Source organism: Dyadobacter tibetensis Y620-1 (assembly GCF_000566685.1).
Taxonomy (GTDB): Bacteria; Bacteroidota; Bacteroidia; order Cytophagales; family Spirosomataceae; genus Dyadobacter; species Dyadobacter tibetensis.
Window position 1 is genome coordinate 359,163 of record NZ_AZQN01000003.1, and the last position, 15,961, is coordinate 375,123.

A 15,961-nucleotide genomic window follows, 5' to 3' on the forward strand; every position below is an offset into this window, starting at 1 on the left:
TCACTTTTCTCCAACAAGTAAAAATACAATACCCAATACTTGTTAAAAGAACTATCAATACGTCAAGAGAAAAAATTCGTTCGAATTACTGCTATGAAGAAAAAATACTTGGCCCTTATGCTGATGACTCTTTTAGGGTTTTATCCTACATGTGGGCAAACTACTACTGAGAATACTGTTACGGACTGGAAGGGTTTTAAAAAATATGAATTTAAATATTCCGACAGACAAGCCTGGTACGTTGAGCCGCAGCAGGCATTGCCAGGAAAGCCTTGGGTCTGGCGGGCCCATTTTCCTAACTGGCATACCGATATGGATAGTATTCTCCTCTCCCGAGGTTTTCATATTGCTTATATCAACGCCAACGATTTGTATGGGCACCCCAAAGCGATGCAGGTTTGGGATGATTTTTACGGCCATTTAATAAGCGATAAGGGTTTTTCGCCTAAGGTGGCGCTGGAGGGGGTTAGCCGGGGAGGCTTATATGTATATGGCTGGGCTAAGCGCAATCCCGACAAGGTAAGCTGCATATATGCCGAAGCTCCGGTTTGCGACCCTCGTAGCTGGCCGGGCGGGAAGGGTAAAGGTGAAGGAGCTCCTAAGCAATGGGCAGAATGGCTGGCATTATACGGACTTACGGATACTCAGGCCACTTCCTTTACTGACTACCCGATACAAGATTTAAAAGGTTTGGCCGCATATAAAGTTCCCATCTTGCATGTGGTTGGTCTGAGCGATGAGGTTGTGCCGGTGGCAGAAAACACTGAATTGCTGGTTTCACAATATATTAAGCTGGGTGGACCGGCTGCGGTGTACCCCATGACGCGAGGACCGCAGAAGTTGAAAGGGCATCATTTTGAAATTGAAAATCCAGAGAAACTAGCAGATTTTATCTACAATAATTCTGTTCCAGTAAAATCTCCGCTTACCAGAGCTCCATATTTGGAAAAGAATGCAGGCCTGGCCAATGCCTTTGAAACCTTTACACGCACAAAAAAGGGGACGGTTGCATTCTTGGGAGGCTCTATAACCCATAATCCAGGCTGGAGAGAAAAGACCGCTCAGTATCTTCAGGAGCGGTTTCCAGAAACAACATTTAATTTTATTGCAGCCGGGATTCCATCCTTAGGCAGCACTCCTCATGCCTTTCGATTTTCTAAAGATGTACTTCAGAAAGGCACTCCTGATTTATTGTTTGTGGAGTCTGCCGTAAACGACCGATCCAATGGATTTAGCAAAGAAGCTCAGATAAGAGCTTTGGAAGGGATTTTGCGACAAATGTATACCCAAAACCCCAAGGCCAGCGTCGTAATGATGGCTTTCGCAGACCCTGATAAAAATGCCGACTATGCAGCAGGTCGGGAGCCCGTAGAGGTGCTCGTACATCAGCTTATTGCCAAGAAGTATGGAGCCGCTTTTATCAATCTATCTCGAGAGGTTTACGACCGGATGCAGGCGGGTGAGTTTACCTGGGAGTACGATTTTATTAACCTACATCCTTCTCCATATGGGCAGGAAGTGTATTTTCAGACTATTAAAACTTTAATGCGTGACCAGCAACCTCCAGCAGCCGGGGCCATGAAGCTATCCGCTCCTTTAGATAAATATGCTTACACCAATGGTCATTATGTGTCACTAGAAAAGGCTATATCGAGAAAGGGCTTTAGCATTGATTCGGCCTGGAAACCAAAAGACAAGGTAGGTACCCGTGCTGGCTTTGTAGACGTGCCTATGCTGGTAGCCGAAGAGGCAGGGAGCTCATTCGAACTTGATTTTGAAGGGAGTGCTGTGGGGATTGCCATTATTTCGGGGCCCGATGCCGGAAGTATTTCCTTTTCCATCGATGGGAAAAAAGCAGAAAAGCGAGACCTGTTTACCCAGTGGAGCCCGCAACTACATCTTCCTTTTTATCTGCTCTTTGCAGATCAGCTTAAGCAAGGCAAGCATCGGTTAAAAGTCGAAGTTCTTGATGAGCAGCATGCAAAAAGTAAAGGGCATGCCGTTAGGATCGTTCATTTCCTTGTTAATTAATAATAGCATAACCAGAAGCCCATTTCACTTTTTATGAAGCATTGAAAAGGCTTCTGGTATGGGTATGTGATGCACTAGAAATCCAGAGCCGTTTGTGTACTATAGGTACTCTCAAAGATTTTGTCGGCATTGGCCGCTTCAAAACCATCACGGCGATGGCTCCTGTCGATATCTGACTTTTTTAGGTTTTGAAACTGTGGGAGAACCTTTCGTTCGGCAAACTCAACATATGAGCCGGCAATAAAACGTTTCTCCTCTTTTGCGAAATCCGCTTCAATCATCTGGGCCACCGTGGCGCTTTGGATTAAGCCACCATCTGGGCTGGTTTTAATCTTTCCTCCCGCACTGTTGAGTCGGATGCCATGGTTTTCTAAAAATACATTGAATTCTGCGACGGTATTATAACCTGTAGGAAGATTGTGCAGACTTATGGTGAAATGATTAAGGTAGTATCGGTTGAATATTACCCAGGCCGCATACTCACTTTCTTCCAGTAAGGTATTATAGTCGTCGATACAGGGCGTGCTCCATAAAGGACTATGCAGGAATTGATCTACGGCGGGTCCATCATCCAAATCCAATGAGTCGACCGGATCACTTTTTACTTCACTGGAATAGCGCCCGATGAAACGCTGACATTCTCGCGACAGATCGCCGACCCGGAGTTCGCTAACAAATATTCGGGGATAGCTTTCCGCTGGGGGGCTGTACCACCAGGCATCAAGCTTTTTTCCTTCAAAAAAATAACGGTCACGTTTTTGATAGCCGTAGTGGAGGAATATTTTCTCAAACGACTGGACTCCTAAATGAGGTACTCCTAAGGTGCGGAAGGCGATATGGTCGTTCTCTATTTCCGAACTATCGTCGATAATGCCTGCCTGAATCATCGCTTTAAATATTTGAGAAACTGCCGGTACACGTTCTTTATACCTGCTCATCAGGCCGTTAAGAACGTAGTCGAGCGTGGAGTGGGGTGTGTCAGATTTATGTTTCATAGTGTGATTTATTTTGTTTTAGACAATTAGATAAGGACATTTTTCTGCTTCTAGCTAATGAATTTCTGCAAGCGCGATGATCTACCTGCCCTGTTTTTAATTTATTTTAATAAAACATCTGATAATTTGCATATTTTTTGTAAAATTTGTAAATTATCATTAAAGTAAGAAAAAATTTACAATTAAATGGTTTTGCGATATGTTAAGACGAATTCTATTGGCTTCAATAGGACTGTTAGCACTAGGGGTTATGATTGTTTCCTGCTTCCAAAAAAACGGGACGCTGAAAACGAGCACTGACCTGGAAGAAGTGTCGTACAATTTTCATATTCGACCCATACTTTCAGATAAATGTTTTGCTTGTCATGGACCGGATGCCCAGAAAAGAGAGGCTGGATTAAGGCTGGATGTCGCTGAGGGAGCCTATTCTAAATTAAAAGATGGCAATGGATTTGCCATCGTACCTGGCAGTCCTGAGCAATCCGAAGTTTTCAAAAGAATCACCTCCTTGGATCCGGAATATCAAATGCCAACCCCAGGATCACATTTGGGGCTACTGAATGAAGACGAAATAGCGTTGATGAGGGAATGGATTGAAAAAGGGGCCAAATATGAAAATCACTGGGCTTTCACTGCCCCTAAGCAAGGTAAGCTTCCAGAAGTATCGGATACCGACTGGCCCAAAAACGAAATTGATTATTTCGTCCTCGCCAAAATGGAGGAGCAGGGGTTCGCCCCTAGCGCTACTGCCCAAAAGGCCTATTTACTCAAGCGTTTGTCATTCGATCTGAATGGTCTTCCCCCTTCTCTGGCTCTCCAGCAGCAATTTGAAAAGGATGATTCGGGATCAGCCTACGAAAAAATTGTAGATGCCCTGATTTCTAAAGCGGCCTTTGGTGAAAAAATGTCGGTACGGTGGTTGGATATCGCTCGTTATGCCGATTCTTATGGCTATCAGGATGACGAGATCCGGACTCAGTGGCCTTGGAGAGATTGGGTCATCAAGGCTTTTAATGAAAATATGCCTTATGACAAATTTGTCACTTGGCAGTTGGCTGGTGATATGTTGCCCAATGCAAACAAAGAACAGGTTCTGGCGACTGCTTTTTTGCGTAATCATAAATATACGGAGGAAGGAGGGGTCATCCCCGAGGAGTACCGAATAGAGTATAACCTGGACAAAACTAAGACATATAGTTCCGGACTTTTGGGACTTACGGTAGAATGTGCCCAGTGTCACGACCATAAATATGATCCTATTTCACAAGAAGATTATTATCGGATGTTTGCCTTTTTCAATAATTCCAAGGAAAAAGGATTCGAGGGGGATGTTTCCCAGAGTGTTCCTGCAAAGACGCCCATTCTTACCATCACCAAGGCGGAGATAGAAGATAAGCTTCGTTTTATCAATCATGCGGATACGAGTAGACTTTTGGTATCGGTAATGGGCGAAAATGAAACGCTTCGTCCTACTCATATTCTCGATAGAGGGGTTTATGATGCGCCTGGGAAAGTCGTTACGGCAAAGGCCTTAAAGGCAGTTATGAAATTCGATACCACTCGCTATGCTCAAAACAGATTAGGTTTGGCACAATGGACGGTGAGCAAAGAAAATCCGCTTACCGCCCGGGTATTTGTCAATCAGATTTGGCAGGAGTTTTTTGGAAAGGGCATTGTGAAGAGTACTGGTGACTTTGGAATGCAGGGGGATTTACCCAGCCATCCTGCTCTCTTAGATTGGCTCGCAGTCGATTTTATGAATCATGGCTGGGACATGAAACGCCTTGTGAAGCAAATCGTGATGTCTGCTACATATCGGCAGTCGGCAGTGGCTGATCCTAAAAAAACAGAAAAGGATCCGGACAATATTTATCTTTCCAGAGGTTCAAGAGTACGACTTCCCGCTGAGTTTATAAGGGATGCTGTGCTAGCTTCCAGCGGCCTGCTCAACCAAAAAATTGGCGGCTTCAGTGTAAAGCCATATCAACCAAAAGGACTCTGGGAATCCGCTACATCGGGAAGAGGTGTGCTGGCGACTTATATACAAGACAAGGGTGACCAGCTGTATCGTCGTGGCATGTATACTTTTATTAAGCTAACTGTCCCCCCGCCAACGATGATCATATTCGATGGCAGTAACCGGGATCAGTGTGAGGTTCAGCGCACCAATACGAATACGCCTTTACAGGCTTTGGTGATGCTCAACGACCCGACAGTCCTGGAGGCCTCCCGGGTTATGGCTGAACATATGATGCTAAAAAATAGCAAAGTAGAAGAGAAAATCAGGGAGTCGTTTCAGCGAATAGTCTGCCGCCAGCCAACGGAAAAAGAGATGACCCTTTTGCTGACATATTACAAGGAAGAGGCATCCTATTTTGCAAAAAATAAAAAAGGAGCTGAGCAAGTGCTTGCCGTAGGAGAATACCCCCACCAGGCCAAGGTGAAGCAAGAAGAGACAGCGGCGATGATGCGGGTAATCAATATGTTATACAATATGGAGGAAACCATTACAAAGTCCTAGAGAATAGGTAGGATAAAGAGTATTTACCATCATTTTGGAAAAATACCCTTAGGTATTTTAATGAAAAAATTAGCGCAATGATATGGAAAAACAAATATTTGATTTTGGAATGAATACCAACCGCAGGCACTTCCTGTCTAAGCTTAGCATGGGATTGGGCAGTGCAGCCTTGGGGTCGATGCTTATTCCCGATATTTTTAAGGGTGGGGAGGCAGATCCTAGCGAAATTATCGCGGGATTGCCCCATTTTGCTCCTAAAGCGAAGCGTATAATTTATCTTTTTCAGAATGGGGCACCGTCTCAACTAGATCTATTCGACTATAAACCAATGCTCAATAAGATGCATGGGGAAGATCTGCCCGAATCTATCAGAGGGGGGCAACGCCTGACGGGCATGACGGCCAACCAAGCAAAATTCCCCTTGGCGGGTTCTATGTTCAATTTTAAACAATATGGGAAGTCAGGGGCCTGGATAAGTGAACTCCTCCCTTATACAGCCGGCATCGCCGACGACCTATGTTTTATAAAATCTATGCATACAGAGGCAATCAATCATGATCCGGCGTTGACATTCTTTCAGACGGGTGCTCAGGTAGGCAACCGGCCTAGTATGGGAGCCTGGTTAAGTTATGGACTGGGTAGTGAAAATAAGAATTTGCCAGGATTTTGCGTCCTGCTTTCCAGGGGTAAGGGAAATGGTCAGGGGGTGTATTCCAAGTTATGGACCAATGGTTTCTTAGACTCAGTTCATCAGGGGGTTCAGTTTAGTAGTGGAGAGAATCCGGTACTATACCTGGGCGATCCTGAAGGTATGGACCGGCAACAAAGGCGGAAGATGCTGGACAAACTTGCTGAACTTAATCAGGGAACCCTGGACGAATTTGGCGATCCGGAGATTGCTACGAAAATTCAGCAATACGAGATGGCCTATCGCATGCAGACCGCAGTTCCGGAAATTACAGATATGAGTAAGGAGCCGGAATCTATCGTGAAGCTGTATGGCCCCGAATGCCTGGTGCCGGGTACGTATGCCGCCAATTGCCTGCTAGCCCGAAAACTTTCGGAACAAGGGGTGCGTTTTATCCAGCTTTACCACCAGGGCTGGGACAGTCACGGGGGGCTACCCAATGAAATTAGAGGACAGTGCATGGATGCGGATCAGGCCTCAGCGGCCCTGGTTACCGACCTGAAACAACGTGGCTTGTTAGACGAAACGCTGGTGATCTGGGGAGGAGAATTTGGCCGGACTAATTACTGTCAGGGCACGCTCACCAAGGATAATTATGGCCGGGATCATCATCCCAGAGCCTTTACCGTCTGGATGGCCGGAGGGGGCATCAAGCCGGGAATTGTATATGGAGAAACAGACGACTTTGGATATAATATTGTTAAAGACCCGGTTCATGTTCACGATTTTCATGCCACCATCATGAATCAGATGGGTCTGGATCACGAAAAACTCGTATTCAAACATCAGGGACGTCGCTATCGACTTACCGACGTTGCCGGAAAAATTGTAAAGGATATTATCGCCTAATGACCCCATCAGCCCACGACTCTATTATCTCCTCCTTTTGGAAGAGTGTATTTTATAATATCGCCTTCTTTTTGAATGGTCTGTTAATATTCCTTTTGTTTTTTGAAGAGCAATTCCTGGTGCCTTCTTGGATGGAGCCGATAGGAAGAATGCATCCATTGGTGCTACACTTCCCATTGGTTATACTACTGCTATATGCCAGTTGGGTGATTATCACTAAAAAGCCGGAGTCCAAACACTGGCATCCAGATTTATCCAGGATTTTGCTCTTATTAGGAGTCTTTACGGCCGTTATCGCTGCTTTTTCCGGATTCATCCTGTCTAAAGAAGAAGGCTACGATGCCCAGGCCTTGGCCTGGCATAAATGGCTGGGAGTGGCCATTTCCATTGGGAGTGTCGTCTGGTATAGTTTCCTTGACTATCTGCCTCCCTGGCGGATATCTGCCAAATTAGCCGCAGGATTGATGGTGGTCGTATTGATGGTTGGGGGACATCTTGGGGGAAACCTAACGCATGGAGAAGATTTTCTTACTGCCAAATTAATACCTCAGCAACAATCAGAAATTAAGATAGATATCCAGCAAGCTCTGGTTTATGATGATCTGGTTCAGCCTATTCTGGAACAGAAATGTTATTCTTGTCACAATGACCAGAAGACAAAGGGAGATTTACGCCTGCATACCCAGGAGCTACTGATTAAAGGGGGGAAGAGCGGCATGTTATGGGATACTGCCCAAGCCGATCTTGGACTGCTTATCAGCCGTTTGCATTTGCCGGTAGACGATAAAAAGCATATGCCTCCTCGTGGAAAACCTCAGCTTTCAGATGAAGAGGTTATGCTTTTGGCGGCTTGGGTGCGCTCGGGTTCGCGTTTCGACCTGAGGGTTGCGGACTTGCAGGCTACCGATCCCATTTATACTTATGCTCAAAAGTTAATTGGAGGGGGGCGACCAGAGGAAATATATGATTTCCCTGCGGCCAGTGCCGATCAGATCGAGAAGTTAAATACGAGTTATAGAATTATTAGCCCACTGGCTACGGAATCTCCCGCTTTGATGGTGAATTTTTATAATAGAGCTGGCTTCAAAGCCTCGGATATTAAAGATTTATTGCCGCTTAAGGAACAGGTGGTACAAATGGACTTGAGCAAAATGCCAGTGCAGGATGCGGATTTGAAATTGATAGGCTCGTTCACTGAACTGCGTACCTTAATTCTCAACTTTACAGACTTGAAAGGAGGGGGACTAGCTGAACTAAAGGGCCTAAGGAAATTACGAGAGCTTTCCCTGAGTGGTACTCGTCTGAAATTGGATCAGCTGGAAGCCTTAAAACAACTACCTGCTTTACAAACCGTCTACGTATGGAGCACAGGACTTAGCAACGAGGAAATACAGAAGCTCCGAAGCATCCCGAATCCTCGGTTCGAAACGGGCTTTAAAGGTGATACGATTATATTGGCGCTGAATCCTCCAGCCATCGAAAATGAGGAGACCATATTAAAGAGGGGGGACCTGATCCGGATCCGGCATCAGATTCCAGGCGTGTCCATTCGATATACACTCGATGGTACCGAACCCGATAGTATTCGGGCATTAGAATATCAGAAACCTATTCGGGTAGAAAAAAATACCACCTTGAGGACGAAGGCTTATAAAGAGGGTTGGTACGGGAGCAAGGAGCAGGAAAAATTATTTATTATTGCCGGAGTGCCTATCGACAGCGTCCGATTAGTTTACGAGCCTGAAAAGCAGTATAGGGCCCATGGAGCAGGAACTTTGAAGGATGGTATCAAAAGTGGGCCTAGTATGGGCTCGGGCCAATGGCTGGGATACCGTAATAGCGATTTTGAAACCTTTTTGTATTTCGATAAACCCATACAAGCCCAGAGTATTACCATCAGTATGTTAAGAAAACTGGATTCATATATCTTCCCACCCACCAGGGTTGAAGTATGGGGAGGGGTAGAGGAGAAGAGCATGAAGCTTTTAAAGGTTCTTCAGCCACAAATCCCAGGAGAAAAATCGAAAGATCTGGCAAATGAGTCCTATACTGCAGAGTTTCCTTCCGCCCAATATACCTGTTTTAAAGTACTGGCCCGACCTCTTGCCAAATTGCCGAAGTGGCACCGGGGGAAGGGTGAAAAGGCTTGGATATTTATAGACGAAATTCTGGTCAATTAAATCTTGACATTCAGAAAATCTAAATACCCAAACGGAATGGCTTTAATCCATACTGTTTGGGTATTTATAATAAAAATCGGGGTAGTAATACTTATTGTTGTTCCAATGTTTTTCCGAATTCTTCCGGGTGAGACTTCTGTATTTCTCTTCTCAGGGCGGTGGCCCAGTCAATCATTTCCTGTCTTTCGGTTTCGGTTAGTTTAGCTTCCGAATGAATAAAGGTATAGGACTCTAAGGGCATCCAATGGTCCGTTTGGGACTCTATTAGCTCTTCCAGTTTATGGTCGGCTTTCTTGGGGGAATATGCGGCAAATTCCGAGAGATTAAAGTGTTTTTTTCCATCTTCTATATGGCTGTTGAGCCACCAGGCGACGGGTTGGATCTGGCTATACCAAGGGTAACGGGTATTGCTTGAATGGCAATCTCTACAGGCTTTGTCCAGACTTATCTTTACCCCTTCGGGTACGTAATAATGTTCTTCTACATCATTAAGGCTCATTTCAGCCGAAACATTGGGGGTTGGTCTTATAAACTGAATGGCTACCAATATCAGGAGTATTGCAATCAAAACTTTTTTCATCGTAATATCTTTGGGATTAGGTTAGAAAAAAGGTCGAATTTAAAAAGAAAATAAACGAAGTACCAATCCGAAAATGGCTGCTCCCAGCAGGGGTGCTACAATCGGGATCCATCCGTAACCCCAGTCGGAAGTTCCTTTGTTGGCTATAGGCAGAATAGTATGGGCGATTCGGGGGCCCAAATCCCTGGCAGGATTGATAGCGTAGCCCGTAGTCCCGCCCAGAGAGAGCCCTATGCTCCATACCAACATACCTACCAGATAGGGACCTAAAGCCGGAGGAATGCCCCCTTGTGCCGCACCGATGACATTAGAATAGCCTATGGCCACTATCCCAAGTATGAGCATTCCTGTAGCAATGAATTCACTTAAGAAATTAGGGATTGTAGCACGGATGGCCGGCCCGGTGGCAAAACAGGCGAGCTTGGCCCCTGGATCGTCAGTAACAGCCCAATGGGGGTAGTATTGGATCCAGACGATAGTAGCGCCCAGAATGCCTCCTAATATTTGAGCAGGAATAAAGGTAGTAATTAGGCTGAAGTCTTGTTGTAAAAAAGCAAAGCCAATCGTCACGGCCGGGTTGAGGTGGGCTCCGGGACTACCCAGAGCGGTGGCCGTAAAGACTCCTGCCATAACGGCAAAAGCCCACCCAGCAGTAATAACGATCCAGCCACCATTCTGGCCTTTGGTTTTGTTTAATACGACGTTAGCCACGACTCCATTGCCTAATAAAATCAGGACCATGGTGCCAATGAGCTCGCCTAAAAATGGAGTGGGTTGCATCATGAAGTTGGTAAGGTTATTAATGTGATTGCGAATATGCGAATAGTTTTAATTTTTCGCCTACAATTTATAGAAAGAATAATTCGTGGGAGGTTTACCAGTATAGGACGCCGAAATCTGCTAACTTTGTCATATAATCTATTATTTTAGTACTGACTATCATGTTATTGAACCAACTTACGGCTATATCTCCCGTCGACGGCCGCTATTACAAGCAAGTTTCGGAGCTTTCTAGTTATTTTTCGGAATATGCGCTGATTTACTACCGGGTATATGTAGAGGTTGAGTATTTTATCGCCTTATGCGAAATTCCCCTCCCCCAATTATCATCCGTCGACAAGAAAGTTTATCCTTCCTTGCGTCAGATTTACCAGAATTTTGGTGAGGCTGATGCACTTCAGATTAAGGAAATTGAAAAGGAGACCAATCATGATGTTAAAGCCGTTGAATACTTTATCAAGCTGCAATTCGAGAAATTAGGAATTGAAGCCTACTCTGAATTTATTCATTTTGGTTTGACTTCTCAGGATATCAATAATACGGCTATCCCACTATCTCTGAAAGATGCTGTGGAGCGCCAGGTAAAGCCTTTATTCCGTCAGGTATTATTTGTGCTCAAGCGCATGTCTATCGAATGGAAAAATGTACCGATGCTAGCCTATACGCATGGTCAGCCGGCTTCGCCTACCAGAGTTGGAAAGGAATTTTTAGTGTATGTAGAAAGAATGGAGCGTCAGCTGGAGATGCTGGATAAAATTCCTTATTCTGCCAAATTCGGTGGAGCTACCGGTAATTTCAATGCCCATCATGTGGCCTATCCCCAGCAGGATTGGATGGCATTTGGTCATCGGTTTGTAGAGAGCTTGGGCATGGTACGCAGCAGGCATACGACTCAAATTGAACATTATGACAATTTAGCCGCCTTATTTGATAACCTGAAAAGAATCAATACCATTCTTTTGGATTGCAATCGGGACATGTGGACCTATATCTCCATGGGTTATTTCAAGCAAAAAATAAAGGCAGGAGAAGTTGGTTCTTCGGCGATGCCTCATAAGGTAAATCCTATAGATTTTGAGAATTCGGAGGGTAACCTCGGTATGGCTTCTGCCTTATTTGAGCACTTTGCTGGCAAGTTGCCTATCTCTCGTTTACAGCGCGATCTCACTGATTCCACTGTCCTTCGCAATATAGGAGTGCCTATTTCGCATTTGGTGATCGCACTGAACTCTCTAATTAAAGGTTTAGGAAAAGTGGAACTGAATGCCGACCGACTGAAGTCTGAATTAGAAGATAACTGGGCGGTAGTATCTGAAGCGATTCAGACTATTCTACGTCGGGAAGGCTATCCAAAACCTTACGAGGCCTTGAAAGCATTGACCCGGACTAACGAAAAGATTAATCAGGAGGCCATTTCTCGTTTCGTAGAAACGCTGGATGTATCCGAAGAGATTCGCGAAGAATTGCGCCAGATTACCCCCTTTAACTATTTGGGAATTGTGGAAGATACGCACTGATTTCCATTATATATAATAAAAGAAAAGGCCTTCTGGATCACCAGAAGGCCTTTTCTTTTATTATAATTTACCAGCTTAGCCACATTTTGAGGACCCGCAGTCTTTACAGGTCAGGCAACCTTCCTGATACATCAGATTGGTTGATTGACAGTTTTGGCACTTCTGTTTGGTAGCTTCAGTGCCATCTGGAACGTAGCGCTTCAGCGCACGGGTAACTCCGTTTTTCCAAGTATTGATCGACTCTGTATCGAGTTGCAAGCTACCAATAAGGTCGACAATTTTTTCGATTGGCATACCATGGCGCAGAGTGCTGGAAATAAGTTTGGCATAATTCCAATACTCAGGATTGAACTTATGAGACAGGCCTTCTATGGTGGTTTTATACCCCCGGGTGTTTTTATATTGGAAGTCGTAACGAGAGCTCCCATCGGCTTCCCGGTTCTTAATAATTAATCCTTCATTGACCCAACGAGGGATGAGGATACCATCTTCATCATCAGAAAATCCGGTAAAAATCTCATAGGGTTGATCGTCGATTAGGCCAATAAAGGCTATCCACTTATCTTTTTTATTCTGGAAGCGAACCACATCTGCCTTCAAAGTCTGAGGCCTGGTAGTTGGAAATGGAGTATTACTTGCCTGGGGGGATTCCTTTTTTTCTGAGTTAGAAATCAATACACCAGACCTAGATCCATCGCGATAAACCGTAACGCCCTTACAGCCAGATTTCCAGGCTTCCAGGTAACACTGTCCTACTGTCTCTTCGGTCACCTCATTGGGCATATTGATAGTAACACTAATGGAGTGGTCCACCCACTTTTGAATAGCACCTTGCATTTTCACCTTCTTCAGATAGTCGACATCATTGGACGTAGCCTTATAATAAGGAGAAATTCTTACCAGTTCTTCCAATTCTTTTTCAGAGTAATTGATACTGGTGTCGTGCCCATTTACCTGCATCCATTCTTTGAAACGGTGGTGGAAGACCACATATTCCTCCCAAGAATCGCCAACCTCATCAACGAAATCGACGCGACTATCCTTATCATTAGGGTTTACCTTGCGGCGGCGCTTATATACAGGCATAAATACGGGTTCGATGCCTGAAGTAGTCTGAGACATCAGACTGGTGGTACCCGTAGGGGCTATGGTGAGTAAGGCTATATTACGTCGGCCATGCTCAAGCATTTCGTAATATAGTTGGGCGTCAGCCTCCTTTAACCGGAGAATAAAAGGATTGTTTTTCTCTCTTTCCGCATCAAAGATTGCGAATGCTCCCCGCTCTTTAGCCGTATGCACCGAAGCACGATACGCTTCCAAAGCTACTGTCTTATGAATTTCTACAGAGAATTCCGTTCCTTCATCACTGCCGTAACGTAAGCCTAAGGCGGCCAGCATATCGCCTTCTGCGGTAATGCCTATTCCGGTACGACGTCCTTCAAGGGCCTTTGTGCGAATATTTAACCATAGGTTTTTTTCAATTCTTTTCACCTCATCCTCTTCCGGATCTTGGTCGATTTTCAGGAGGATACCATCTATTTTCTCTAGCTCCAGATCAATTATGTCATCCATAATGCGCTGTGCAGCGGCAATATGTTTCTTAAATCGTTCAAAATTAAAATTCGCCTGAGCAGTGAATGGTGAATCTACATATGAAAATAGGTTGATGGCTAGTAGGCGACAAGAGTCATATGGACATAAGGGGATTTCTCCACACGGATTTGTTGAAACCGTGCGATAGCCTAGGTCGGCATAACAATCGGGAACAGATTCCCGGATAATGGTGTCCCAGAAAAGTATACCGGGCTCGGCCGACTTCCAGGCATTATGGATAATCTTTTTCCAAAGTACTGCAGCATCTACCTGTTTTTGATAAAGGGGCGAATCACCATGGATGGGGTATTGCTGGGTGTAGCTGCTGCCACTTTCTACAGCTTCCATAAAAGCGTCATCGATCCGCACCGATACGTTGGCTCCAGTGACTTTCCCTTGCTCCATTTTTGCATCAATAAAGCTCTCCGAATCGGGGTGTTTGATGGCTACGGATAACATTAGAGCACCCCGGCGACCATCCTGCGCTACTTCCCGTGTGGAGTTGGAGTACCTTTCCATAAATGGAACGATTCCGGTAGAGGTCAATGCGGAGTTTTTTACCGGCGAACCTTTGGGGCGTACGTGTGAGAGGTCATGACCTACTCCGCCCCGGCGCTTCATCAACTGCACCTGTTCCTGATCGATTTTCATGATGCCTCCATAGGAGTCTGACTCCCCATTATTGCCGATTACAAAGCAATTGGACAAGGAAGCGATTTGGTAGGGGTTTCCTATGCCCGTCATAGGACTCCCTTGCGGAATTATATATTTGAAATCCTTAATCAGTCCGAATATTTCTTCCTCAGTAAGCGGATTAGGATACTTACTCTCTATGCGTGCTATTTCCCCGGCAATCCGACGGTGCATATCGTCAGGAGTAGCCTCATATAGATGTCCATATGAATCTTTTAGGGCATATTTATTTACCCAAACCCTGGCTGCAAGGTCGTCACCTTTAAAATACTTTAAAGAAGCCTCGTAGGCTTCCTCTGTACTGTAAGTTTTGGCGGATTGTTCTATCTCGATGGCCATTCTGTGGTGTGTTTTCGTGACAAAAATGTAGGTCGCAAATTTACAGAATTATAAACTATCGATAGCGCTTTTGTTTAAAAGTTCTCCAAACTTTTTTATAATATTATGATAATAAGGCACTTGTATTTTTCCAGGTCAATTTCCTTTACAAAAAAATGAAATAATTGGGGATGGCGATGGGGAGTTTCTGCTACAGTTTTAGCTGTGTTCGATTCTTATTGGAGTATTAAGTCGAAATTCGGATAATAGCCTGTATTGGATGGGCTAATACTAACAAGTCTGGACCAAATAAGTTCATGCAAAAGAAGAAAAATCAGGTCTTTTGCATGAACACTTATGGGAGGCTGTAAGCCTTAGCCATTTGAAAGTTCTTCGGACCTTTTTTGAGCCGATTCAATTCCCTTTTTGAGCGTTTCGGCTAGTCCCCCCGCTACAAATTGGTTAAGGGCTGCTTCAGTTGTTCCGCCTTTAGAAGTAACGGCCGTAATCAGTTCATCCAGGGAGCGGTCGGCTGTCTGGATCAGGTGGTAGGAGCCGAGCATGGTTTGTTTGACTAGGAGTGCAGCAACCGATTCCTCGAAGCCCATGGCCTTGCCGGCATCGATCATCGCCTTCACCATATAAAAGAAGTAGGCTGGTCCGCTTCCGCTTAGGGCGGTAACCGCGTTAAGTTGAGCCTCATCTTCCAAAAAGACAGATCGGCCAGTGGCGTTGATCAGATTTTCGATCTTACGCATATGGTTCAGGTTTACCTCAGGCGAGGCGGCATAGGCTGTAATACCCATTCCTAACATGGCCGGGGTATTGGGCATGGCTCTGATTACAGCAGCATGTTGTAAGGCCTTTTGGATCGTTTGAATGGTAATTCCGGCCATAATCGATAATACTACCTGATCGGAACGCATAACCTCCTGGAGCGACGGAGCCACGGAATGAAAGTCCTGAGGCTTAACCGATAAGATCACCAGATCATATTCGGCGAGCTTAGGGCCTATCGTGCCGGTTATTACGCCTGGTTGAAAACTAGCTAGCTTCTCGAGTCGGTCATCACTCTTTTCTACTAGTAAAAAATCTTCTTTTTTGACGAGGTCAAACTTTAAGAATGCCTTGGCGAAGGCCATTCCCATGTTGCCACAGCCTATAATTGCAATTTTCATTTAATGAATTAGGAAAGGATGAAATACTTTTTTGGGTA

The 15,961-nt window shown here is 45.0% G+C and carries 10 protein-coding genes; 5 read left to right on the top strand and 5 right to left on the bottom strand.

Going from position 1 to position 15,961, the window contains the following annotated elements:
• Nucleotides 1–93: 93 nt before the first annotated feature.
• A complete protein-coding gene (locus tag X939_RS0108540) occupies nucleotides 94–2,031 on the top strand; it encodes an SGNH/GDSL hydrolase family protein (RefSeq protein ID WP_025762843.1) in 1,938 nt (645 codons plus the stop codon).
• A 74-nt stretch (nucleotides 2,032–2,105) separates the two neighbouring features.
• On the opposite strand, the gene X939_RS0108545 is transcribed toward X939_RS0108540, so the two are convergent.
• Nucleotides 2,106–3,026 (bottom strand): DUF1338 domain-containing protein, encoded by a 921-nt coding sequence (locus X939_RS0108545; protein ID WP_025762844.1) that lies wholly within the window; start codon nucleotides 3,024–3,026, stop codon nucleotides 2,106–2,108.
• Nucleotides 3,027–3,225: 199 nt separating this feature from the next.
• On the opposite strand from X939_RS0108545, the gene X939_RS0108550 reads away from it, so the two are divergent.
• From X939_RS0108550 to X939_RS0108560, 3 genes are all read left to right on the top strand, one after another.
• On the top strand, nucleotides 3,226–5,547 hold the full coding sequence (locus X939_RS0108550) for a PSD1 and planctomycete cytochrome C domain-containing protein (RefSeq protein WP_025762845.1): 2,322 nt from the start codon (nucleotides 3,226–3,228) through the stop codon (nucleotides 5,545–5,547).
• A gap of 82 nt (nucleotides 5,548–5,629) precedes the next feature.
• Nucleotides 5,630–7,084 carry a DUF1501 domain-containing protein gene (locus X939_RS0108555; RefSeq protein ID WP_025762846.1) on the top strand — a complete coding sequence of 485 codons (1,455 nt, stop codon included), beginning with the start codon at nucleotides 5,630–5,632 and terminating at the stop codon, nucleotides 7,082–7,084.
• Nucleotides 7,084–9,264 (top strand): FN3 associated domain-containing protein, encoded by a 2,181-nt coding sequence (locus X939_RS0108560; RefSeq protein WP_025762847.1) that lies wholly within the window; start codon nucleotides 7,084–7,086, stop codon nucleotides 9,262–9,264. The genes X939_RS0108555 and X939_RS0108560 overlap by 1 nt, the downstream gene beginning before the upstream one ends.
• Nucleotides 9,265–9,355: 91 nt before the next feature.
• Here X939_RS0108560 and X939_RS0108565 read toward each other — a convergent pair whose 3' ends face one another.
• Nucleotides 9,356–9,844 carry a heme-binding domain-containing protein gene (locus X939_RS0108565; RefSeq protein ID WP_025762848.1) on the bottom strand — a complete coding sequence of 163 codons (489 nt, stop codon included), beginning with the start codon at nucleotides 9,842–9,844 and terminating at the stop codon, nucleotides 9,356–9,358.
• A gap of 39 nt (nucleotides 9,845–9,883) precedes the next feature.
• Complete coding sequence (locus X939_RS0108570) at nucleotides 9,884–10,624, bottom strand: MIP/aquaporin family protein (RefSeq protein ID WP_025762849.1); 741 nt, start codon at nucleotides 10,622–10,624, stop codon at nucleotides 9,884–9,886.
• A gap of 161 nt (nucleotides 10,625–10,785) precedes the next feature.
• On the opposite strand from X939_RS0108570, the gene purB reads away from it, so the two are divergent.
• Nucleotides 10,786–12,141 carry an adenylosuccinate lyase gene (purB, locus tag X939_RS0108575; protein ID WP_025762850.1) on the top strand — a complete coding sequence of 452 codons (1,356 nt, stop codon included), beginning with the start codon at nucleotides 10,786–10,788 and terminating at the stop codon, nucleotides 12,139–12,141.
• A gap of 75 nt (nucleotides 12,142–12,216) precedes the next feature.
• Here purB and X939_RS0108580 read toward each other — a convergent pair whose 3' ends face one another.
• Together X939_RS0108580 and proC are read right to left on the bottom strand one after the other, a co-directional pair.
• Nucleotides 12,217–14,766: an adenosylcobalamin-dependent ribonucleoside-diphosphate reductase gene (locus tag X939_RS0108580; RefSeq protein ID WP_025762851.1), complete on the bottom strand. Its 2,550-nt coding sequence runs from the start codon at nucleotides 14,764–14,766 to the stop codon at nucleotides 12,217–12,219.
• A 353-nt stretch (nucleotides 14,767–15,119) separates the two neighbouring features.
• Complete coding sequence (gene proC, locus X939_RS0108585) at nucleotides 15,120–15,923, bottom strand: pyrroline-5-carboxylate reductase (protein ID WP_025762852.1); 804 nt, start codon at nucleotides 15,921–15,923, stop codon at nucleotides 15,120–15,122.
• Nucleotides 15,924–15,961: the final 38 nt, after the last annotated feature.